General features: G+C 34.5%; 23 protein-coding genes and 1 tRNA gene. 13 read left to right on the plus strand and 11 right to left on the minus strand.

Annotated features, from left to right (window positions below):
* Positions 1-40 precede the first annotated feature (40 nt).
* Positions 41-1,366 (plus strand): O-acetylhomoserine aminocarboxypropyltransferase/cysteine synthase family protein, encoded by a 1,326-nt coding sequence (locus DNJ73_RS03480; RefSeq protein WP_158466752.1) that lies wholly within the window; start codon positions 41-43, stop codon positions 1,364-1,366.
* Positions 1,367-1,388: 22 nt separating this feature from the next.
* The gene (locus tag DNJ73_RS03485; protein ID WP_158466322.1) at positions 1,389-2,282 is read left to right on the plus strand and encodes a homoserine O-succinyltransferase; all 894 of its coding nucleotides are present in this window, start codon (positions 1,389-1,391) and stop codon (positions 2,280-2,282) included.
* Positions 2,283-2,314: 32 nt separating this feature from the next.
* On the opposite strand, the gene DNJ73_RS03490 is transcribed toward DNJ73_RS03485, so the two are convergent.
* Positions 2,315-3,583 (minus strand): FAD-binding oxidoreductase, encoded by a 1,269-nt coding sequence (locus tag DNJ73_RS03490; protein WP_158466323.1) that lies wholly within the window; start codon positions 3,581-3,583, stop codon positions 2,315-2,317.
* An 86-nt stretch (positions 3,584-3,669) separates the two neighbouring features.
* Here DNJ73_RS03490 and DNJ73_RS03495 point away from each other — a divergent pair, with 86 nt between their 5' ends.
* Positions 3,670-4,725 carry a sirohydrochlorin chelatase gene (locus tag DNJ73_RS03495; protein WP_158466324.1) on the plus strand — a complete coding sequence of 352 codons (1,056 nt, stop codon included), beginning with the start codon at positions 3,670-3,672 and terminating at the stop codon, positions 4,723-4,725.
* A 395-nt stretch (positions 4,726-5,120) separates the two neighbouring features.
* Complete coding sequence (locus tag DNJ73_RS03500) at positions 5,121-5,390, plus strand: DUF2811 domain-containing protein (RefSeq protein ID WP_158466325.1); 270 nt, start codon at positions 5,121-5,123, stop codon at positions 5,388-5,390.
* Here DNJ73_RS03500 and DNJ73_RS03505 read toward each other — a convergent pair.
* Complete coding sequence (locus tag DNJ73_RS03505; protein ID WP_158466326.1) at positions 5,380-7,023, minus strand: GMC oxidoreductase; 1,644 nt, start codon at positions 7,021-7,023, stop codon at positions 5,380-5,382. The two genes, DNJ73_RS03500 and DNJ73_RS03505, sit on opposite strands and share 11 nt — an antisense overlap.
* Positions 7,024-7,414: 391 nt before the next feature.
* Here DNJ73_RS03505 and DNJ73_RS03510 point away from each other — a divergent pair, with 391 nt between their 5' ends.
* Both DNJ73_RS03510 and DNJ73_RS03515 read left to right on the plus strand, forming a co-directional pair.
* Positions 7,415-7,885 (plus strand): pentapeptide repeat-containing protein, encoded by a 471-nt coding sequence (locus DNJ73_RS03510; protein WP_158466327.1) that lies wholly within the window; start codon positions 7,415-7,417, stop codon positions 7,883-7,885.
* Between the two features lie 8 nt (positions 7,886-7,893).
* Entirely contained in the window at positions 7,894-9,987 is a 2,094-nt protein-coding gene (locus DNJ73_RS03515; protein WP_158466328.1) for an ArnT family glycosyltransferase, read from the plus strand.
* Positions 9,988-10,024: 37 nt separating this feature from the next.
* On the opposite strand, the gene DNJ73_RS09745 is transcribed toward DNJ73_RS03515, so the two are convergent.
* From DNJ73_RS09745 to DNJ73_RS09755, 5 genes are all read right to left on the minus strand, one after another.
* Positions 10,025-10,195: a hypothetical protein gene (locus DNJ73_RS09745; protein ID WP_011295219.1), complete on the minus strand. Its 171-nt coding sequence runs from the start codon at positions 10,193-10,195 to the stop codon at positions 10,025-10,027.
* A 626-nt stretch (positions 10,196-10,821) separates the two neighbouring features.
* Positions 10,822-10,908: transfer RNA gene (locus DNJ73_RS03520), tRNA-Ser, on the minus strand.
* Between the two features lie 94 nt (positions 10,909-11,002).
* Positions 11,003-11,185 (minus strand): hypothetical protein, encoded by a 183-nt coding sequence (locus tag DNJ73_RS03525; RefSeq protein WP_158466329.1) that lies wholly within the window; start codon positions 11,183-11,185, stop codon positions 11,003-11,005.
* A 15-nt stretch (positions 11,186-11,200) separates the two neighbouring features.
* On the minus strand, positions 11,201-11,362 hold the full coding sequence (locus DNJ73_RS09750; RefSeq protein ID WP_187152543.1) for a hypothetical protein: 162 nt from the start codon (positions 11,360-11,362) through the stop codon (positions 11,201-11,203).
* Positions 11,363-11,530: 168 nt separating this feature from the next.
* Positions 11,531-11,695: a hypothetical protein gene (locus DNJ73_RS09755; protein WP_187152544.1), complete on the minus strand. Its 165-nt coding sequence runs from the start codon at positions 11,693-11,695 to the stop codon at positions 11,531-11,533.
* A gap of 706 nt (positions 11,696-12,401) precedes the next feature.
* Here DNJ73_RS09755 and DNJ73_RS03530 point away from each other — a divergent pair.
* Both DNJ73_RS03530 and DNJ73_RS03535 read left to right on the plus strand, forming a co-directional pair.
* Positions 12,402-12,749 carry a hypothetical protein gene (locus tag DNJ73_RS03530; protein ID WP_158466330.1) on the plus strand — a complete coding sequence of 116 codons (348 nt, stop codon included), beginning with the start codon at positions 12,402-12,404 and terminating at the stop codon, positions 12,747-12,749.
* Between the two features lie 476 nt (positions 12,750-13,225).
* On the plus strand, positions 13,226-13,420 hold the full coding sequence (locus tag DNJ73_RS03535) for a hypothetical protein (protein ID WP_158466331.1): 195 nt from the start codon (positions 13,226-13,228) through the stop codon (positions 13,418-13,420).
* A 38-nt stretch (positions 13,421-13,458) separates the two neighbouring features.
* Here DNJ73_RS03535 and DNJ73_RS03540 read toward each other — a convergent pair whose 3' ends face one another.
* Both DNJ73_RS03540 and nrdJ read right to left on the minus strand, forming a co-directional pair.
* Positions 13,459-13,722: an RNA recognition motif-containing protein gene (locus DNJ73_RS03540; protein WP_158466332.1), complete on the minus strand. Its 264-nt coding sequence runs from the start codon at positions 13,720-13,722 to the stop codon at positions 13,459-13,461.
* A 151-nt stretch (positions 13,723-13,873) separates the two neighbouring features.
* On the minus strand, positions 13,874-16,210 hold the full coding sequence (gene nrdJ / locus DNJ73_RS03545) for a ribonucleoside-triphosphate reductase, adenosylcobalamin-dependent (RefSeq protein WP_158466333.1): 2,337 nt from the start codon (positions 16,208-16,210) through the stop codon (positions 13,874-13,876).
* Positions 16,211-16,322: 112 nt separating this feature from the next.
* Here nrdJ and DNJ73_RS03550 point away from each other — a divergent pair, with 112 nt between their 5' ends.
* Genes DNJ73_RS03550 through DNJ73_RS03560 form a run of 3 tightly spaced genes read left to right on the plus strand, consistent with a single transcriptional unit; the run spans position 16,323 to position 19,455 of the window.
* On the plus strand, positions 16,323-17,006 hold the full coding sequence (locus DNJ73_RS03550; protein WP_158466334.1) for a class I SAM-dependent methyltransferase: 684 nt from the start codon (positions 16,323-16,325) through the stop codon (positions 17,004-17,006).
* Between the two features lie 35 nt (positions 17,007-17,041).
* Entirely contained in the window at positions 17,042-18,709 is a 1,668-nt protein-coding gene (locus DNJ73_RS03555; protein ID WP_158466335.1) for a peptide chain release factor 3, read from the plus strand.
* A gap of 56 nt (positions 18,710-18,765) precedes the next feature.
* On the plus strand, positions 18,766-19,455 hold the full coding sequence (locus DNJ73_RS03560) for a CPP1-like family protein (RefSeq protein WP_158466336.1): 690 nt from the start codon (positions 18,766-18,768) through the stop codon (positions 19,453-19,455).
* A gap of 4 nt (positions 19,456-19,459) precedes the next feature.
* Here DNJ73_RS03560 and hslO read toward each other — a convergent pair whose 3' ends face one another.
* Positions 19,460-20,359 (minus strand): Hsp33 family molecular chaperone HslO, encoded by a 900-nt coding sequence (hslO, locus tag DNJ73_RS03565; RefSeq protein WP_158466337.1) that lies wholly within the window; start codon positions 20,357-20,359, stop codon positions 19,460-19,462.
* A gap of 16 nt (positions 20,360-20,375) precedes the next feature.
* Positions 20,376-21,002 carry an ABC transporter ATP-binding protein gene (locus tag DNJ73_RS03570; protein ID WP_158466338.1) on the minus strand — a complete coding sequence of 209 codons (627 nt, stop codon included), beginning with the start codon at positions 21,000-21,002 and terminating at the stop codon, positions 20,376-20,378.
* A 115-nt stretch (positions 21,003-21,117) separates the two neighbouring features.
* Between DNJ73_RS03570 and DNJ73_RS03575 the strand changes: the two genes are divergently transcribed.
* Together DNJ73_RS03575 and DNJ73_RS03580 are read left to right on the plus strand one after the other, a co-directional pair.
* Positions 21,118-21,567, plus strand: a complete 450-nt coding sequence (locus DNJ73_RS03575; protein ID WP_158466339.1) for a DUF3531 family protein — start codon at positions 21,118-21,120, stop codon at positions 21,565-21,567.
* Positions 21,568-21,573: 6 nt separating this feature from the next.
* A complete protein-coding gene (locus DNJ73_RS03580) occupies positions 21,574-22,338 on the plus strand; it encodes a 16S rRNA (uracil(1498)-N(3))-methyltransferase (RefSeq protein WP_158466340.1) in 765 nt (254 codons plus the stop codon).
* Positions 22,339-22,374 lie beyond the last annotated feature (36 nt).

A 22,374-nucleotide genomic window follows, 5' to 3' on the forward strand; every position in this document is an offset into this window, starting at 1 on the left:
AGCTTATGTGGCTAAAAAGAAAATAGAGATAATTAATTATTTGACTTCCCAACGTTTTGAAACTCTTCAATTGCATGCAGGTCAAGTACCAGATCCTGCAACCAATTCAAGGGCTGTTCCTATTTATCAGACTAGTTCATATGTTTTTAATGATGTAGATCATGGTGCGAACTTATTTGGTTTAAAGGAATTTGGAAATATCTATACCCGCTTAATGAATCCCACAACTGATGTTTTTGAAAAAAGAATTGCAGCTCTTGAAGGAGGTGTAGCGGCTTTAGCTACAGCATCAGGACAGTCTGCACAATTTATCGCAATCACTAATTTTCTTACTGCTGGAGATAGCTTTGTATCAACTTCATTTTTGTACGGAGGTAGCTACAACCAATTTAAAGTTCAATTTCCACGTTTAGGCATCAATGTCAAGTTTGCTGATGGTGATGATGCAGAAAGTTTCGAAGAACAAATTGATTCATCTACAAAGGCAATTTATGTTGAATCAATGGGGAATCCTAGATTTAATATCCCTGACTTTGAGGGACTTTCTAGATTAGCCAAATCGAAAAATATTCCTTTAATTGTTGATAATACACTTGGTGCTGCTGGGGCTTTGATTCGTCCTATTGAACATGGTGCCGATGTAGTTGTTCAGAGCGCTACAAAATGGATAGGCGGTCATGGGACTAGCTTGGGAGGGGTAATAGTTGATGCGGGAACTTTTGATTGGGGAAGTGGGAAATATCCTTTAATGAGTCAACCCAGCGCTGCTTATCATGGTCTAGTTCATTGGGATGCTTTTGGATTTGGTAGTGATATTTGTGGGATGCTTGGAGTTCCTGCAGATCGAAACATTGCTTTTGCTTTAAGGGCCAGGCTGGAAGGTTTGAGAGATTGGGGCCCTGCTATTAGTCCATTTAATTCCTTTTTATTGCTTCAAGGGTTAGAAACTTTGAGTTTAAGAATAGAAAGGCATTGCTCTAACGCCCTTTCATTGGCCAAATGGTTAGATAATCATTCGAAAGTTGATAATGTTAGTTATCCCGGATTGGCTTCGGATAAATACTATTCAAGAGCTTCTTCTTATATGACCAATAGGGGTAAAGGATCCATGTTGATCTTTTCTCTGAAAGGTGGCTTTGATGATGCTGTAACTTTTATAAACTCTTTGAAACTTTCTAGTCATTTAGCAAATGTAGGCGACGCAAAAACATTGGTAATTCATCCTGCTTCAACAACTCATCAACAATTATCTTCTGAAGAACAGTTGTCTGCAGGTGTAACTCCAACTATGGTTAGAGTGTCAGTTGGAATAGAACATATTGATGATATTTTAGAAGATTTTGAGCAGGCACTAAATTTAATTTAAATTCATAAGGAGGTATATAGACATGGCTTTAATACTTCCTCGTAGTTATCATAAAATATCTTCAATTGAGAAAAATCATATTTCATGGATTGAGCCTGAGTTAGCAGAAAGACAGGATATTAGGCCTCTTAGAATTGGGATATTAAATATTATGCCCCTTGGAAAACAATATGAATTTAATTTATTGCATCCATTGGGTCTTTCCCCACTACAAATAGAACCTATATGGATAAGATTAAAATCCCACTCTTATAGAACTTGGGACCTTGAGCATTTAAAAAATTTATATGTTTATTGGGAGGAGGCAATGTCCCCAACGCCATTAGATGGTTTGATTATTACTGGGGCTCCTGTCGAGCATCTTCCTTTTGAAGAAGTTAATTATTGGAAAGAATTAGTAAGTCTAATTGAAGAATCAACTATTAAATGCGCAAGTACCCTTGGTTTATGTTGGGCTGGTTTCGCTATGGCATATATTGCTGGAGTAGAGAAAAAGAATTTCAATAAAAAACTCTTTGGTGTATATCCAATGAGGAGTCTTGTGCCAGGTCATTCTTTAATGGGGACACAAGATGATGAGTTCCTATGCCCACAAAGTAGGCATGCTGGCTTGCCAGACTTTGAAATGGAACAAGCAGAAAAAAAAGGTAAATTAAGATTATTAGCTCATGGAGAAAAAGTTGGATACACGATTTTTGAAACTCCTGACCAAAGGCAGTTAATGCATTTAGGGCATCCAGAATATAATGTTGATCGATTGAGATCTGAAATGGAAAGAGATAAAAAAAGAGGGGATGTTCCACCTCCAGAAAATTTTGATTTGGCTAAATCAAAAACCTCATGGCGATCACATAGGAACTTGCTATTTCAACAATGGCTATGGTTCTGTTATCAACATGTAAGCCTAAGTGTTTAAAAAATTTTTTTTCAGAGTTTAGATTTAATTAACTAATTTAAAGGTGGCATTATATTGTTTGGATCATAAAAGGATTTAATTTCTTTTAATTTTGGAAGCCAATTTTTGAATGCTGATGATAATTCTCTTTTATGCCAAGTCAAATGGGGATGTATTTGAGCTAGATGAATACCTGGGCATATGAATTCTAGATTGCTCCAACATTCCTCCATCCATTTAAGGGTCATATTTCTCTTTGATGGATCATTGGCTTCCCAAGACCCATTAATCCAAGGTTTCCATATTGAATCTCGATGAAGAAAAGATGTATCTATATCCCTTAAATGTGTTAAACCTCCTAGTTGTTGGGAAGCTATATAACAACTTTTATTAGGTCTTCTATCTATTAAATCGTTAATAATTTTTAAAACCTTTATATTATTGTCTTGCCAAGCAGGACCCAATAATCCAAGCACCTCAGAATGATTGGTGTTATTCCTTTGATTGTTGCCTAAGTTTAGGGCTGGCAACTTATTCAAATTTTTAACTTTAGTTATGATTCTATTAGATGTGAAGGGTAATTTTTCTAATAAATTAGTGAGGATGAATTCATGATCAGAATTTATAACTTCACCAATTGCATGTGCAAAAATATTCTCTCCCCAAATCCATTGTAAACTTAGTGAGCTAGGCCAGTTTTCAGCTTGATTAATACATTCTGATAGCTGAGAAAATGAAAGATTTGCTGTCCAACTCAATATTGGTTTTAAAGGTTGCGTTTTTAACTTAACTTTGGTGATTATCCCAAGAAAAATTGCTGCTCCACATAGGGCTTTCCATTCAAGCGTTAATTCTTTTGGTGTATTCGGTCGAAATAAATGAAACTCTTTCCCATTGCCCCAATAACCTCTAATCTCAAGTATCTGATCAATTGCTAACCCTCTATTTCTGCTAAGAGGACTTATTCCACCAGTCAGGATATATCCCATGCCTGTTTTTCCAGATAAACCTATTGGAAAACTTCTTTCATGCTGTTCTAAGAAATCGGATAAATCTCCCATCCTCACCCCAGCTTCAATTTCTACATGCTTTTTATCTAAATCAAAAGAAATATTTTGGTAGTTTTTTCTTAAGTCAACAATCCAATGATTATCTGCAGCTGCTCTACTTGTTGTGCCTCCACTAGATACCAAAAATGGGATAGAAGTTTTTTGAGATGAATTCAGAGATTGGAAAAATCCTGAGTTAACTTCTTCGAAAACTCCAAGGACATTACTATCATTGGAGTTACGATTTTGGAGTGGTAGTAAATTTTTAATAATTCTCTCCTTTTTCTATAATGAGTTTCTTAAGTTGATATTTTATAAAACTATATTCAATTAAAGTAAATTATTGTCTAAAAAGCGTTTTGATTAATTCGGCTTCAATCACTTATAAATATCCATCTAATATCGGCATTGTTTTATGTGGTCATGGTAGTAGGGATCCTCAAGCTGAAAAGGAGTTTATAAATGTAGTAGAAAAAATAAAGTCTAGAATACCTAATATTCCTGTCTTGTATGGATTCTTAGAATTTAATCGGCCAATAATTAGTTCTGCCTTAGATCAACTTAGAAATATGGGAGTTGAGAGAGTAATTGCTTTACCTGCAATGTTATTTGCAGCTGGACATGCTAAAAATGATATTCCCGCAGTTTTGAATAAATACTCAGCTGAAACTGGACTGCCCATTCAATATGGCAGGGAGCTTGGCTTGAATTCTTTGATGATCGGAGCAGCTGGAGCAAGAATTAAAGAAATAATTGATATTAATCCAGTTTTTCCTCTTTCAGAAACATTACTTGTTGTAGCTGGGAGGGGATCGTCAGATCCAGATGCAAACTCAAATGTTTGTAAAATCACAAGGATGCTTGTTGAAGGATTTGGTTTTGGATGGGGCGAAACCGTTTTCTCAGGAGTTACATTCCCTTTAGTTGAGCCTGGACTCAGACATGCTCTTAAATTAGGTTTCAAAAGAGTAGTTCTTTTACCTTATTTTCTTTTTTCTGGCGTTTTGGTAAGTCGTGTTAGAGACCATTCTATGAAAGTCTCAAATGACAATCCAGATGTTCAGTTTTTAAATGCTAGTTACTTATCAGACCAAGATTTTGTTATCGATACTTTTATGGAGAGATTTCAAGAAGTTTTAAAAGGAGAGAATTTTATGAATTGTGCTTTATGTAAATATCGGTCTAATTTATTAGGTTTTGAAAGTGAAGTTGGATATGAGCAGATCAGTCACCATCATCATTTTGAAGGCATTCTAGAAAATTGCCCTGATTGTGGATCTAACGAATGTGACTGTAAAAATAAGAAGAAAAATTCTTCAGAGAATAAAGAACAAGAACATTCACATCAACATTTTCCATATCCTCATGCTGAGCATCCTTTAGGACCTGTCACGCTTCGCTCTTTAAATAACTAGCAAATCTAAAAATAATAGGTTTAAATTAAAGACTCATTTGTCTCTTTCTTGACTGCGACACAATGGACTCGTTATTTATACATTTTTTTAATGTTTAGTTTCAGCTCTTTTCCCCAAGTGATTTCCACAGCTAAAGATGAGTTTTCCACTAGAAAAAATCAAAACACTAGTTTTCGTGAAGAGCTTGTGGGATTCAATAGAAATTTTAATAGTAATTTACACTTAGATGTTTTCAACGAATGAACTTGATTATTTTTCGAAGCTTCTTTTAAAAGTATTTGTATGACATGAGTCTATGGTTGTCTCAGATTTTTGGTACAGCTTTTCTTTATCTTTGACGTTTTATTGAAAATTTAAGATCCTTATTACATAGATTTTTGAACTTAAAAAAGGAAATGGAGTTTAATCAAATTGAAACTCGTATTGAAGAGATAAAAAACGATCGGATAAAATGCGTTGAAAATGACTTGGATCTAATGTCTATAAGTCTTGAAGCCGAGGTTCCTGAGGCTCTTTACGTTGGGATGAAAGATTTTATTAGCAGTAACGAGAAGTGGAATCAATCCAAGCTAATTAGTTCAGCTATTGCAAACTTTCTTTTTCAAAATGGATCTGATGATAGGGCAGTTGCTGAGAAATATTTAAATGATATCTTTAACCTTTAAAGTTGATAATTGCCTTTTCGCAAGCTCTTTTGGTTATGGCCATCATTGTTAGTGTTGGGCTCTGCCAAGAGGAAGTCGGCCAGCAAGCTCCATCTACTACTAATACATTTCCGCATTCCCATAAACGATTCCAATTGTCCACTACGCTTTTTTCTTTATTATTTCCCATTGGTGCGCCACCTACTTCATGAATGTAGTATCCAGGCGGAGGAGCATCATTTTTAATTGCAACAGATTTGTCTAGTATTCGTTTAACGAACGGAATGTTTAGGATTTCATCAATAGGAAGAGTAGTTCCATTACCACTATTGATAATAAGTTCAATAACTCTGTTCATTTCTATGACCATATTTTTTTCATTTTCACGCCAAGCAACTGATATGTGAGGGATAGAAACACCATTTCTGTCTGTTTCTGTTGACAAGGTCACTTTGTTTTTCTTATTAGGTAAGACTTCTCCATGACCGATAAGGAATCCCATCTTTGTATTTTTAGACCTTTTTAAAAACTCTGGTGGCTCAAATCGATCGATCCCTCCCCAGATTCCATATCCGCCTACAAAATTATTTTTAATTGATCGATTTCTACCGATAGGGATAAAGAAACTTCCAGCACCTGATAAACGTTGATGATCCTTTTTATCTGATAATTTCTTCGAATTTCGCTCGACTGGGACAGTGAAAAATCTACAGGTTGAGATATGGTCCATTAAGTTCATTCCCAAAGATTGAGAGGGATCAATAAGTCCATTAGAACTATTTTTTTCTTCGGAACTTAGTAAAAATCTAAGTGTTTGGATTGTCGATGAACACAGTATAATTAATTTGCTATCTAGTTCACTTCTTTCTCCTGTTGTCTGATTAATAACAATAACACTTTTTGCTGATTTTCTATCTTTATTGAGTACTAATTTATCTGCAACATGATTAGACAATATTTCTACTTTTCCTAAGCTAATGGCTTCTTTTAATGTACTGCCTAGGCTACTAAATTTGGGCCATTTCGTTTTGTCTTCATTAGGCCCAAAACCTCTTGAATGTATGAAAGGAAGATTTAATTTCTCTTTTATATTGGAGGCAAATTGTTTTTCACTTTCTGTAAAAGGAATACTACCAATATATTCACCACAAGGTAGTTGCTCTAACTCATCTCTATTACCATAAACTTTTAGGAATCTCTCGATTTCCGTATAATGAGACTCAAGATCTTTATAATTAATAGGCCATTTTAGGCTATATTCTTTTTCCTTTGATACTTCAAAATCTTCATTACATAATCTTAAAGTTATTCCACCCCAGGTCAGACTTCTTCCCCCTACTTGATTGCCTTGGGTCCACATAAATGGACTCTTTTGAGGATATGTATAGGGATTGGACTTTTTGTCTGCATACAATAATGGGTTTGATTTCCAAAAGCCTGGATGCTGAGTTTGACTTTGATACTTTCCATTCGCAATGCCTGTAAGTCTTCGAATCATATTGCAAGCTGCTGTTCCGTTTGCCTGCTTAATTTCAAGTTCAGGCCCTCTCTCTACTACCAATACTCTTACACCAGCCTTAGCCATCGTTAGAGCAGCCATACCTCCGGTTGCTCCAGAACCAATAATTATGACTTCATATGGCTTGTCGATCATTTTAGAGGATTTAGATCTTTTGAATTTAGTAGACTTAGTGAATTATTTTTGTTGAAATTAAATATATATTAAACCATAAGCTTTATTTGCTTCTAGTTAGGGAATTTGAAATTCTATTTCGTAATTAGCTAGCTTTTTAATTATTTGCTATGATCAATTTTTGTGAAATATTTCTAAAAGTGTTTAGATAAAATATCATCATTTAGGCTGATTTATCTTTTTTGATTATTTGCGATTTAATATAAAAATTTATATTTATTCTGGATGAATATAAAATGATTTTTTTTTGTTTGTATGAGTAGATTTCTACATCTAATATATATTAAATTCAATATTTAACTTTTTAACCTTTTTGAATTAAAATATAATCATTATTAGCTACTAGAAAGTTATGATTAAAAGCTTTATTCTTTTTTTAAGCTCAACTCTATTCTTCTTTTATTCTCTCCCAGCTTTTGCTGCTTTAGATTATGGAAAGCAAAGCTTGATAGGTGCTGACTTCTCTAATACTGATTTACAAGGGGCGACCTTTTATTTAAGTGATCTTCAAGATGCTGATTTTTCTGGCAGTGATTTGCAAGGAGCTAGCTTTTTTGATGCAAAACTTGAAAACGCAAATTTAAGTAATACAAATATGAAAGATGTAACAATGGATGCGGCAATCCTAAATGGATCAAATCTTTCAAATAGCGTATTGGAAGGTGCTTTTGCTTATAATGCTAAATTTGAAAATGTTATTATTGACGGTGCTGATTTTACTGATGTATTGATTGCAAATGATGTTAAAAAAAAGCTATGTAGTATTGCTGATGGTATCAATAGTGTTACTAATAAAAAAACAAGCGAAACATTAGATTGTTAGTTTAAAATATGCGTCTTAAGAAAAGTAATAATCAATCTAAATATATTTTTTGGATTTTAGTTATATTAATATGGATTATATCTACTTTAGTTGATCGAATTTGGTGGAATTTTTATAGTAATACTCCTTCCTGGGATCAAGCTGATTATCTTAATAGCGCACTTGATCATGCACGCGCACTTTCTTTTATCGGCGAAGCTGGATCTCTTGACTTTAGATCTGTTCTAGATAAGTCTCCAAAGATTCCTCCTTTAGCCTCAATTTTTAATGGAGCAGTTATTGCTTTTGCAGGTGATGCTCCTCATGAGGCTGCATGGTCTTTAAGTTTTTGGAATGGTTTTTTTATTTTCAATATTGCTTCATGGGGACTTTATCTAAGAGGACAAAAGTTCGCATTTTTCGCTGTTCTTATTAGTGTTTGCTCTCCTTTCTTATTTCATCTAAGAACTGATTATGTATTGGAGTTGCCTCTGATTTCTGCTGTTACTTTTTATTTGTTTCACTTAGGTAGATGGAGCGATAATCATAGGGGAGCTAAATGGACGCAATTGATAGTTGCTTCAATAGCATGTGCTTCGTCTTTACTAATAAAGCAGAGTGCATTATTAGTTATTATTCCTTCTTTTTTATTTATTTTTATTCTTTCTTTCAAAAGAGATAGAACATTTAGATTTCAAATTTTATGCTTATTGTTTATTAATTTCTTAGCTATTTTACCTTGGTTTTATCATAATTGGATAATGATATTAAGTGGGACCTATAGAGCTGTTTTTGAATCAGCAGCTATTGAAGGTGACCCTTCCATCTTTGAGTTAAAAAGTATTTTTTGGTACTTCCCATATTTGAAAAATCAGTTTGGTAGTATTATTTTCTTTTTTGGCTTATCTGGATTAGTATTTATTCTTTTAACTTATATAAGATCTTTTAAAACTCCAATAAAATTCGAAGATTTATTAAATAATAATTATTATTATAAATGGACTTGGATCCTATTTAATTTATTTACTAGCTGGACTTTTACAACTTTTATACCTAACAAGGATGAGAGGTATATAGCTTCTGTGATTCCATTAATTATATTATTACTAGCTCTCGGTTTTTGTAAGTGGAGTGATTGGCTAGATTCTTACTTTAGATTTAATGGCTTATTATTAATTGCACCTTTAAGCTTCATTTTTTCCGATGCTTTCACTAAGTTTAACTCATTAGAAGGGCAGAAAAATAAATACTATCCTGTTAAACAAATTGTTTCCATTGTTAAATCAGGTCAAGATAAATATAAAAAAGAAACTATTATTGTTGTTCCAAGCACACCTGATGTTAATCAGCATAATGTAAGTTATATAGGTAGAATGAAAGGGGGAAATATTTTAGGTAGACAACTTGGACAATCTCTTTTGCATATAGACCCAGTATTAAAATATTCTAACTGGATTATTTTGGCTGAAGGAGATCAAGGCTCTGTTTCTAGTAATTCTCTGGCTCTCGATAAATCGATTAGAGATAGTTATCTTTTTAAAAAAGTTCGACAATTTGATAGAAAAGAAGGAGGGAGCTTTTCTTTATGGAAAAGAAGTGAAAGATCAAATAATCCCATTGAATTCCATAATAGATTTATTAAACTTGCCAATGTAATGGATCAAGGTCCATTAGGCATTAAATTGATTTTTGATGAAATAGCTATAGAACATATGCTTGATGGCCACTTTAAATATCAAAATATAGTTAGAGATAAAGCCTTGTCAGAATTGAGTTTTAATCCTAAAAATATTGAATCTTTATGGACATTATCTCTTTTGGAGATATTATCAAATAGGCCTTATGAAGCTGATATTTATTTAAAGGATTTGGAAATATTGTTACCAAATAATCCATGGCCAAGTGCATACAGAAGTGTTGTTAATTTAGTGTCATGGAATCCTTGGAAGGCATCATTTATTGCTGAAAAAGCTAACATTAAACATCAGAATTACATTCTAAAGGCCCTCAGTGATATTAGTGCAATTTGTAGTGGATCCTTTTGGCGATTGACTTCTACTTTTGAAAGTGTTAACTCAGCCGCAAAAAATATAGAACGAGTTTTAAAACCCACTCCAAAATAGGTCTTATCTTGAACAATATGAATGTTAACTAATTCAATTAGAGTTGGTCTCTTTCAAATGTTTTAGTGATTTCTTTTAGAAACTCCACTATTTGTATATTTGTGTAGCCAAGCTCAGTTCTAAGCCCTTTGCAAGATGAGGTAATCTCTTTCCAAATATCTGCCCTCACAATAGCTTCTCTGTCTTTTAAGTAACGCTCTTCTTTCATTTTGATTTGATTAAGGATTTAGGGTGGGGTTGAATTTTGTTAAGAAAACAATCAAATAAATCTTTAGCATTACAAGGTTTATCAGATTGTTATTAGATAGTTCTTAAAAATCAAAAACCTATTTTAAAAAACACCATAACGAAAAAATAAAAAAATCATGAGCATTATATAATTCTTGTTGGCATTAAATATTTGATTTTCTTATGTAAAAAGGTATTAAAAATAAATCTTATTAAGACTTTATGGTTAATTGACCATTCGTTTGAATATTTAAAGCTAACTCTAGAAATTAAATTTTTCTTTATTTTATCTATATTCTAATTTTTAAGGAGAACCATGATTCTCCATGAAGAGAGGAGAGTAGGGTGATTAAAGCCCCCCTATAGAATCCCCTATGCTAGTTTTCAAGAATAGCGATATTTATCTCATGCCAATGGCTTTCAGCTGTGCTTTGAACAAAGAAGACCTACTTTGCCCGGAATATATTTGTAATCTTTTGTAGAGAAGATTTGTTCTTAATGAAAGAAAATATTATGTTGTCAAATTTTAGTCAACTTTTGTATTACGGATAACAAATAAAGAGATTAACAATATAATTAAATAATTCTAGCATCCCCGTAATAGAACGGAGAGTGGGGGATTCGAACCCCCGATGGAGTTGCCCCCATGCTAGTTTTCAAGACTAGAGCCATAAACCACTCGACCAACTCTCCACTTCTAATTTTACATCATTGGCTTTGGATTTTTTTTAATAAATTTTGAAAAAAGCAAAAATCTATAAGGAGAAAATCTAGTTAATGCAATTGTTTAGTCTTGTTCCTCTTCTTGGTGGTTAAGTTTGAACCAACCTTCTTCTTTCATTCCTCTTCTAATAGCAGTAAAAAATGCTCCAAGGAAAAAAGAGCCTACCCCAGCAAAAATTGCCAGAGTTAATAAAGGCTTAACTCCTGTTACAGCTGTACTTTGAAGGGCAGGATCTAACGGATCCATTAAAGCTTTGTTTTATTAGTCTTCATAAACTTTGCATGTTAAAGAAGTTGGGTGGATTTCACATTCTGCTTTCCAAAAATCTTCTCTTGTCTCAGCAGGAACTTTATAATTGAAATCATGCATTATTCGAATATCACTCAACGCATTTTTGATAAAAAATGGAGTTCTTAGCTTCATAAACCTCCTATTCGGATGATTATGTTCTACTTGATTCCTTGTGATTTAAACACCCCGGCTTTTACTCAAGTACTACTTACTAGTTATTCGATATCTAATTTAAAAAGGGCTGACCTTAGTCAGCCCTTTTTAAATTAGATATAAATCAGCAGCCAATTCAATTCTGAATTAAGAATCCATTGCTGCAACCTCTTCTTGAGCTTGCTTTTGTCTCCCTAGAAAAACTGAAGTTTTGTAAGAAGTAAATACTCCTTTCTTAAATGTTGCAAGTTGAGCTTTGTGTAGTCTTTTTGCTTTTAAGACTCTTTTTTTAGTTAGTACTAGGTTGTTCATGACCTTTTTAATTACTGGAAATCCCGTTCCCTACTTCCATGTAATGCACTCCAAATAGATGGAGCGAACGTACATTTAATTTAGCAAGCCAACCAGAACAACCGAAATGAAATTCAAGTACGGTTTCTTAGAAAGTCATCAATAAAACTGTCCTTAAGCACCCGAACTGGTTAGCCCTATCTAAACCGAACTTCATTAAATTAAATCTTCTTATGTTTTTTTCATTGGTGACCGGAATGTTCAAACTCTGTTTCATCGAAAAGCTTACTTCCTCTATATAAAATAACTTCCATTAATAATTCCTCAGCAGCTAAGTTTCTAGCTCTTTTCTGCATACCTGCGCTAATTTTGCATCAGGTCCATTTGATGCAGCTAAATCAGTAATTGAATCCAATTAAGTAATCAACGAGGGAACAATTTTTGCAAGCTTGGCCATACCTTCAATATTGTTCATTGGCTTTTCAACAATCCTTGTAAATAAACTTCGCCAGTGAATGTAATGACTATCTCCACTTCAGCTAAATCAAATAAGAAATCATGGTTCTGACCTGGTGAGATTATTGGTTAGACTTTGTTTGATCTATATGCTCTTTACTAAGCCATATGCCCAACGTGCAAGTATTTTCAGCAGTGCATGATTCGATAGTCTTTTAATACTTAAAAGTTTCTCATAATATGTAATGCTTTAGGTTCTTGTATATTATTGATGACCTCTAATTTTTATATCGTTCATCACGAATTTAGAGCTGGTACTTCATCTAAGTGGTGGGAAACTGCTTATGCAGCTATGGCACCTGGCGGTGGATGGGATGAGGCTGTAGCAGCAAATAAAGAAAAAGGTTTTTACAACCACTCTGCTAATGCTGTGACTTCTGAAGGCCCTGTTTACTGTATTTGGGAAACTAAGGAGAATATTACGGTAGAAGAATTTCAGGAATTCATTGATGGTCCGACAGGTCCTGGATTTGGTCTGAACGCATTAATGAATATCTGCAAACCAATAGATACATCATTAATGAACGGACAAACTCCATACCCAAGAGTTTTCTCTTGAAACAGTTAAATTAGAGTTGGTTGACAGCCGATTGTTATCGGAAAGAAAAGGGCTGACTTTGTTCAGCCTTTTTTACGTTGCTAGTCTTCATGACCGATATTGACCACTTTTTTGAAAGTTGCTCATTTTATTATAAAAAACTTTTGAGTATTAAGAATTAAATTATGGTGCTATAGAAAATAAATAAAGCTAGTTATATCAATAAAATTACTATAATTATTATTGTAATTAAGGCTTATTTTCAAGACTAGAGCAATAAACCACTTGACCAACTATCCATTTGAAAAATAGTTTTATTGGCTACTAAAATCTTAAATATATTCTTCAAAAAAAAAATTACTCCACTTTGAGCTGTTAATTCACTTTTAAAGGAGATCCCCACTCTATAAAAATTTCAGAACCTATAGATTCTCTTCTTGCATAAATATTAATGATATTATTTATGCCATAATTTATGACATTGGTAAATCACTTTCATGGCAAGCAACAAGAGCCCACAATCTCGTTTCCTTGGAGACCTTCCAATGGAGGGTGGTATTAGTCAAAAGGAAAAATACCGTTACGTTGCTCACTTGATGTTTTTTATAGGATGCGCTCTATTTTCTTTTGGGATTTGGGCTCTATCAGGTTTTACTGCTTCAAGCGGTTCAACTGGACCATTCCCTTTCTAAAATAAAGGTATTTAAAATTATTAGATTCCAAGAGAAGATTATTGAATAGACAGTTTTCTAATATTATTATCTCTATCTTCAATAAGAGTTAACAGCCATTTTGAGGCCAGTCCCCTTGAGATACTTCTATTTTTTAAAAGTTCGCAAATTCTTTTATACAGTTTGTCAGATTCAATATTTGAATTGAACCATTTTTCAAACTGAAGAATTTCTTCGGGATTTTTACATGCCCTTAGCTGATCAATAAGTGCATCATTAGTACTTGTGCTATTTATTTTTATTTGTTTGTTAGTTGTAGTCATTCAATTTTTAAAGAACACAAGACCTATTAAACATCTAGCTACTTTTTTTTATTTGGACAATTATTTTTAAAACTTCTTCTAAAAATTAAGCAAATATATTTTTGTAACTTTTACTTGAAGATAGTTAAAAATTCTAGACGAGTAAATGTCCTTAAGATGGTTTAGCAAGTGGTAGTAGGCACTTATCCGAATCACAACCTGCTGGTCCAGCTTCGGTAAGCTCTCCTTGGTCATATCGGCTAAGAGCATCAAAGAAATCACAATCTTCTCTTCTTTTTATTACCTCTGCTTGCAGTTTTGTGTATATTTCTTCGTCAATAGGTTCAAAAGGAAGTCTAGGGAATGTTGCATTTGCATCAAATCTTGCGAGCAAAGCAGCTGAAATATAACCTTTGTTTTCATTTATTGAGTTATGCAATGCTTTTGCTAAACCCTCTATTTCATTTTCTCTGAATTCGATCGTCGCTGAAGTGTTGTGGTCAGTGTAGTTTGTTTGAACTTGCATATAAAAATCAAATTGGGCAAGAGCTGAGAAATTATTAATATCAATTTGATCCGCACCAGGTATATTTGCCCAACTTACCTCAGTTGGTATTTCAACTAGCCACTCAGTACATTTCGGATCAAAAGGATTATCTAGTAGTTTCCCATTCTCATCTTTATCTGATTGTGAAGGAACTATCGTGTATCCATAGTCCATACAAGCTAATGCAACTGGATCGTTCTTACGAAAAGTAATTCTTCTAATAAAACGCTGAGCTTTTGGAGGGTGCCAACCTGGAGAAGCCCCGGTTAGAAGACTTTTTGTTCCTGCAGGTTGAACTGTTGTACAACGACTTGGGCGACGGATGTTATGTCTATCGCAATATTCAAAAACTGTGTCGTTAACGATTTTTTTCCATCGACTTAAAAAAGTAGCTTCTTGATTTTTAAAATCTTTCCCTTCTTTCGTATCTGGTCTTCCAGCTTCCCACCACTTAAGCCAAGATGTCCCAAAGGCATGGACAAAAAAGTCAAAAAGGCCTGTGAAGCTGACCCCAACGATTGGATCCCATTCTCGACTCTTTCTGTATCTTTTTACTTCAAATCTATGATTGAGTAGACATGCAACGGACAAGGCTGCCGCTTTGAAGGCATCTTCTTGTTGGCTTATGTCTAATGGATCGATTTGATTTAGATGGATTTCTGCAAGATTACAGTGGAAATCAGAGCCAAGGATTTCACCACATGGGTTAAGACCGTATCTACTTAGTCTATGGAAAAGTTCTTTTTCATCAAATGGACCGTAATTTGATTGAATCCATTTGGAAGCTTCTTTTTTACCTTGTTCGCAATAGATCTCAATAAATTCATTTCTTAATTCTACTGTTGTAAGTATGTCTGCATTTGAACGAGCAATTGCTTCTGGTGCAAATTGAATTGCTCCTTCTCCTGAATGAAATTGCTTAGTCACTGCTTCCACAAGCACTTTCAGCTCAGGTTTAGTGTGGTAAACGCGTGTATGGTTAGCCATTCGTAAAGCATCCTTCTCTGGGTCGATGCTCCAATTCCCATCAGAGTCTTGTTTCCATAAATTTTCTTTAGCACCAGCCGCTCCTAAATCTTCTGAAGAGAATTGACGCATACCTGCACTCCTTCTTATATTTCCAGCAACAATTGTCACTGCTGCTTCATCTATAAGTAGGCAACATTCTATTGAAGTTAGTTTTCTTCCTTTTGCTTTGTTTAAAAGATTCGTAACGCGAGGATATAAATCTTTGAGTTTGACGGGATTTGCCATTCCTCCGAACCCTTTAAGTGATTCGCCAGCTGGTCTTACATCTTTTAAATCTATAGATATGTTAATTACTCTAGAATTGAAACTTTCGTCACTGCTTAACTCAAGTATTTTTTGATAGCTATCAACCCATCCACGTCTACTATCACCAACACTTATTAGTACATTATTACCTTGAATAGAGAAAGTAGTTTTTTCATTTCTTTTTTCAGCGGGCGTAACTCCTATATCTGAAACATTTTGAATGTTAATTGTATTGATAATCTCTGGTAGTTGATCAATTAAATGAGGCTCAATTATTGCTCCAGTTCCGCAACCCATCATTGCTAGATCCATCATTAGTCCAAAGGCCTGCCAATCTATAAGGTTTGTTGAGGTGCAATTGTAGGCTCCAGAAAAATTCTTTTCTTTCTCAATCCAGTCTGTTCCTCCGATCCAAAGCCATCGACCTGAAGGAAGAGCTTTTTTCTCTTGTTGCATTTTTTGCATTAAATTTATTTCAGCTTCGTTTAACCCTCCAAGTTTTTTTAAGCCTTCAAGGTTTCTTGTGTTCACTTGTTCCCAACTTTCGCGACCCGCAGGAAGCTTCCTACTATAAGTTCTGTAAAAGACAGGATTTGCGGCAGGTGCAGTTATTGGAAAATCAGTTTTTGCATTTTTTCTACCCGAGGCTGAATTATTGGTTTCGGGCTGGCTTGGTGCGATTGTCAAGATCTTTTATCCCTTTAGTAACTACTACGCTAACGCCATGTATAGCGTTAGCAAGTTTTTTTAACACCATCTACAGGGGTTTAAGGAAAAAACAAAATTATTTCTTTCATTAATGAATAGAACACCTGAACCTGAACTTATGAAAATCCCTTCGCAGGTAAGGGCTTATGCAGATGCGGATTTTTCAAGAAGCGATTCTATGGTTGTTAAAGGACTTGAAAAATATTTAAAAAAAATAGGAAAAACTCTTAATAAAAATGATTTGATTTTGGATGTTGGATGTGGACCTGGAAATATTTGCGAGAGAATTGCTAAAAATTGGCCGTTTGTAAAAGTTGTTGGAATTGACGGATCAAAGGAAATGTTGAATGAAGCAGAAAAAAAACTTTGCAAAAGTTTTAGCAATAATCTTACTTATGAGTTGATTGAGATCAACTCAATAGCCACTGGTGAAAAAAAATTCGAGCTCAAAGCTGATGTATTGGTAAGTAATAGTGCTTTGCATCATTTTCATGATCCTTGCAGATTTTGGAATGCCTTAAAGAAAATTGGTAAAGAAAACTGTATTCATATTCATCGTGATTTAATAAGGCCCTCTTCATTAGAGAAAGCATTTGAACTAAAAGAAAAATATCTTTCAAATTCACCAGAAATTTTAAAAAAAGATTTTTATGCATCTCTCAAGGCATCATTTACAGTTGAAGAAGTAAACCAACAACTTGTTAATGCAGGCTTATCTCAATTAGAGGTTTTTCAAGTTGATGAGCTTTATTTTGAGATTATTGGGTGTATTTAATCTTTTCCTGAACAATTGAACCATCAAAAACAATAATGAAATCAACCCCTCAAGACAAGAAAAATTTAAATCCTAATTTAGAAGAAGAATTGTCGATTTCTCTTAGTGAAGAGGTTGGGAAAAGAAGAAATTTTGCAATTATTTCCCACCCCGATGCGGGAAAAACAACCTTGACAGAAAAACTTTTACTTTATGGCGGAGCTATTCAACAGGCAGGAGCAGTAAAAGCAAGAGGTGAACAGAGAAAAGTTACTTCTGATTGGATGGAGCTTGAAAAACAAAGAGGCATATCAATTACATCAACTGTTTTACAATTTGCTTATAAAGATAAGACGATTAATTTATTAGATACTCCTGGCCACCAAGACTTTTCGGAAGATACGTATAGGACGCTTGCCGCTGCTGATAATGCTGTAATGCTTGAGGATGCGGCGAAAGGTCTTGAGCCTCAAACAAGGAAGCTTTTTGAGGTTTGCAGAATGCGTCAAATACCAATTTTTACATTCATTAACAAGATGGATAGGCCAGGTCAAGAACCGCTTGAATTATTAGATGAAATTGAGTCTGAACTAGGTTTATCAACCTTTGCAGTTAATTGGCCAATAGGAAGTGGTGAGCTTTTTAGAGGTGTTGTAGAGCGTGCAACAAAAGAAGTTGTTTTGTTTTCTAGAGCGGAACGAGGGAAGCAATCTAGTGAAATACGTTTGAAAATTAATGATCCGGAACTTAAAAACCTAGTAGAAAAAGAACTATTAACAAAAGCACTTGAAGAGATAGAGATCCTTGATGAGGCAGGTTGTGACTTAAATCAAGAATTAATCTTATCTGGCGAATTAACCCCTGTGTTTTTTGGATCTGCAATGACCAACTTCGGGGTTAGGCCTTTTCTAGACAATTTTCTTGAGTTATCTCAGGGACCAGTTGCTCGAAATAGCTTTGATGGACCAATTGTTCCGACAAGAGAATCATTTAGTGGATTTGTCTTTAAATTACAAGCAAATATGGATCCAAAACATAGAGATAGAGTTGCTTTCGTGCGCGTATGTAGTGGGAGGTTTAAAAAAGATATGACAGTTCAACACGCTAGGACGGGCAAACAAATCAGACTTTCAAGGCCTCAAAAGATTTTTGGTCAAGATAGGGCCGTTGTTGATGATGCTTACCCTGGGGATGTTATCGGTTTGAATAACCCAGGGATGTTTTCGATTGGAGATACATTATTTATTGGGCCGAGAGTTGAATTTGAGGGAATCCCATGTTTTAGCCCCGAGATATTTAGTTGGTTAAGAAATCCAAACCCCTCAGCTTTCAAAAACTTTAGGAAAGGGGTCAATCAATTAAGAGAGGAGGGAGCAGTCCAAATTCTTTACGATAAAGATCAAAGCAAAAGAGATCCAATTTTGGCCGCAGTTGGTCAGCTTCAGCTTGAGGTGGTGCAACATCGACTCGCTAGTGAATATGGAGTGGAAACTAGGCTTGAACCAATGGGTTATCAAGTCGCAAGATGGGTAAAGGGGGGATGGCCTGCTTTAGATGAGGTTGGAAGAATTTTTAATTGCAAAACGGTTCAGGACCCTTGGCTTAGACCAGTACTGCTTTTTAAAAATGAATGGAATCTAAATCAGTTAAAGGAAGATCATCCTGAAATGGAATTAAACTCAGTTGCTCCTGTTGTCAGTGGTGTTGATCCTGTTTCTCTCTAAAGTAGATTAAAATCTAATTATTAAAGAGAGTTTATAAATCCTTTTTTGGAAAATCTATGGATTCTGGTACTAGTTCACAATCAAATTCAAACTCACAAGATCCATATTTGATACTTGGAATAAATGAGGGTGCAAGTTTTGATGCTATTCAAGAAGCAAGGGACAAAAAGTTAATTGAGGCTGGAGATGACCAAATCACTAAAGCAAAAATAGAAGCTGCTTATGATTCGTTGCTAATGGTAAGTCTTAAGTCGAGACAACTTGGTAACGCTAGCAACGAGGCGATAAATGCATCAAAGAAAGAAAATGAAGTAAAAAAAATTGGAGATATAGGACCTGGTTCGCTTCTCACTAGGTTGACAAATTTAAATCTGCCTAAATCCGAGGCATCACCATCTAATTTTTTACCAAGCTTAGAGTTGCCCTCTGGACAAGAATTAAATATAAGGCTTTCTTTGGGAATATTGGCTTTTTTACTTGTTTTAATTGTGCCTTCTGAAAGTGTTGAATTAATACTTTCATTCTCAACAATAGCCTTATTCATCAGTCAGTCACGTAGAGGTAGGCCTTTCTTTTCCTCTATCCTCTGGTGCATTCTTCTTCTCAGCATTGGACTTATATCTGGTGCATTACTTTTGGGCGGTGCTCAATCATTTGTTGATAACGCTGGATCATTTTCTCCTGACAAGTTTGAGGCGATACCGGCAGTATTTTTGATTTGGTTGGGAGTGATTTTCCTTGATTAATTCTTTAATCAATTAAAGATATCAATTCTTCCTCGTTAACAAGATAAACATTTTTGCAGAATTGACATGTAAGTTCTGCTTTCCCATCCTCCTTGATCATTTCCTCAAGTTCATGTTTCCCCAAGATCTTTAATGCTGATAGGCTTCTTTCCCTTGAGCATCTACATTTAAAACGAACTTCTTGAGAAGAGCTAATAATATCTGAATGTGATTGATCAAGATCAGGAAAAACTTCTTCAATAAGAGAAATAAGGTTGTCCCCATTTTTATTTAATAACTCACTAAAAGAGTTAATTTCTTTACATCGATCTTCAAGTAAGGCTATCAATGAATAGTCTCGTTCTGCTTTAGGTAGTATTTGTGCTAACAGTCCTCCGCTACAAACTATTCCATCCTGATTAATTCTTTCTCCAACAAACACAGCTGATGGTGTTTGTTCGGAATGTAATAAATAAGAAGCTATATCTTCACCTATCCCTCCGTTAATTAATTCAACTGTGCTGTTATGTGGCTCACCTTTCCCGTTATCTCTAATAACATGAAGATAGCCAATACCTGCAGCTTTTTTAAAATCAAATGTATAGTGATTATTTTTATTTTTAATTAGGTCTAATTCAAGACTTGGATCCCCTACGTATCCTCTCACACTTCCATCTCGACCTGCATCAATAGTTAATCCTTTTAGTGGTCCATTTGAACTGAGCCTCAAAGTCACTCTTCCATGATTCACTTTCATTGAGCTTGCAAGCAAGAGACTTGCACTCATCGCCCTACCTACAATTGCAGACGTTAGATATGAAAGAGAATGTCTTTCTTTTGCTTCTTTAGTTGATTCAGTTGTTGACACGGCGACTAGCCTGATCCCTCCTTTCGCAGCAGTAGCTCTAACTAGTAAATCTGTCATTGATTAGTTAAATTGTTTACTTAGGGATAAGTTGACCATTGTGCAACTCATAATTGTCGGTATTCAAATTTTTAAAAAGTTCGGGTTCATGAGTAACTATTAGGATTGTTTGCTTGTCTTTAAGCTTTGCGAGTAATTCTATAATTCCGTTTCTTACTGACCAATCTAAACCTGCTGTTGGCTCGTCCAATAAAAGTACTTTTGGACTTCTTAATAGTTGAACAGCAATAGCTAGTCGTCGTTGTTGTCCTCCACTAAGAGATTCTGGCGGCTTCTTTAAATCTAAGTTGATTAATCCCACTTTTGTGAGAGCTGAAATTTGTTCTTCAGTCGTTAACCTCTTATGTCCAAGACGTAATTCTTGAGCTACCGATAATCCAAGAAAATATCTTTCTGGAAATTGAAAAACTAATCCACATAACCACCTGCGCTGACGTGCATTTAGAGGTTTGTTGAACCATGTGATCTCTCCTTTTTGATATCCCGAAAGACCGCTAATGATTTCTACTAATGTAGTTTTTCCACTTCCACTTGGTCCTCTAACTATTGTGATTTTTCCAGAATTTGATTTTAAACACAAATCTCTAAGGATTGGCTTCTCTGATGTTGAGGGATGGTAATAAATATTTTTTAAACTAAGCATTCTTTTTTATTGAGGCTTTGATCAATTAAATAAAGATTTTTTAATTTCCTTTAATCAATTTACATTAGATTATGTTTGATATCTTTTAGAGTTTCTTTTTTAAGATCTATTGTTTATGGAAGTTCGATTTCGTGAAGTTGATCCTTTTAATTGTTGGATATGGCTTAGATATTCAGATGTCCCAAGTAAGGGAGAAAAAGAATACGTCGATGGTATTTTTGATTCTTGGTATGTGCTAGGCAGACTTGGGGGATTTAATTCTGAAAATTTGCAAACGCACGAAATGGGTTCTGATGTCAGTTGGATGAGCTATGAGAATGATGATAACTCCTCTAGTCTTCCATCATTAATGCATAATCTTGGAGAATTTGAATTTAATGAGTGTTGGGCTAGATGTTGGGTCGATCTAGGTACTTCTGACCTCATTGCAATTGATGTTTTGATAAATGTACTAAAACAAATGGATGTTGATGTTGTAAAAATAGAGGAACTAATTATCGGAGGAGAAAATCAAGATTGGCCAGTAGAAGAACATCCTGATGCAATTTTTTCTTCAACAGATTAATTTTCTATGGCTGAGAAAAGAAGATTATTTGTAAATCCAAATCGATTAAATGATGAAATCGATTCAAATGGAGAGTTGATTTTGACCTCTAATGAATCACATTATTTATCTAGGGTTATGAGGATGAGATCGGAAGATCTTTTAGAGGTTATTGATGGAAAAGGTCATCTTTGGAATGCAAAAGTTGTTGGGAGAAAAACTATAAAACTTACCAATGGTTTATATAAACCTCTTCAAGTCGTTTCAAGAGAGAGACCATTAATAGGCATTGCTGTAGTTATTCCTAAACAGGGGTTTGAAAACTTTTTGCAAATGAGTTCTGAAATAGGAGTTGACATTATTCAACCATTGATTTCAAAACGATCAGTAGTTAAAGAATGCAATAACGAAAAAATTATTAGATATCAAAAAATTATTCATGAAGCCGTTGAGCAATCTGAGAGACTCTGGAGTCCAGAACTAATGCAGGCATTGACATTTCCTAATTGGATAAATGATTTACCTTCCGAATCTCAAATAGGATTTGCCACAACTCGTATTGAAGAATTGCAGGATTGTGTGAATTGGTTAAAAGAAAGATCACACAAAGTCAATCAAGTTTGGTTAGTAGTTGGTCCAGAGGGAGGCTGGAATAAAGATGAAGAGGCATTAGCTTTTGACTCTGGCTTATCTGGGGTGTCTATGGGAGAAAATATTTTGAGGACATCAACAGCTGCCGTAAGCGCATGTCAGCTAATGATTTCATGGAGAAGACTTAAATCATCCCTTTAAGATTGAATATTTTTGATCATGAAACCGTCTATTGTT

Source organism: Prochlorococcus marinus XMU1408 (assembly GCF_003208055.1).
Classification (GTDB): domain Bacteria; phylum Cyanobacteriota; class Cyanobacteriia; order PCC-6307; family Cyanobiaceae; genus Prochlorococcus_B; species Prochlorococcus_B marinus_A.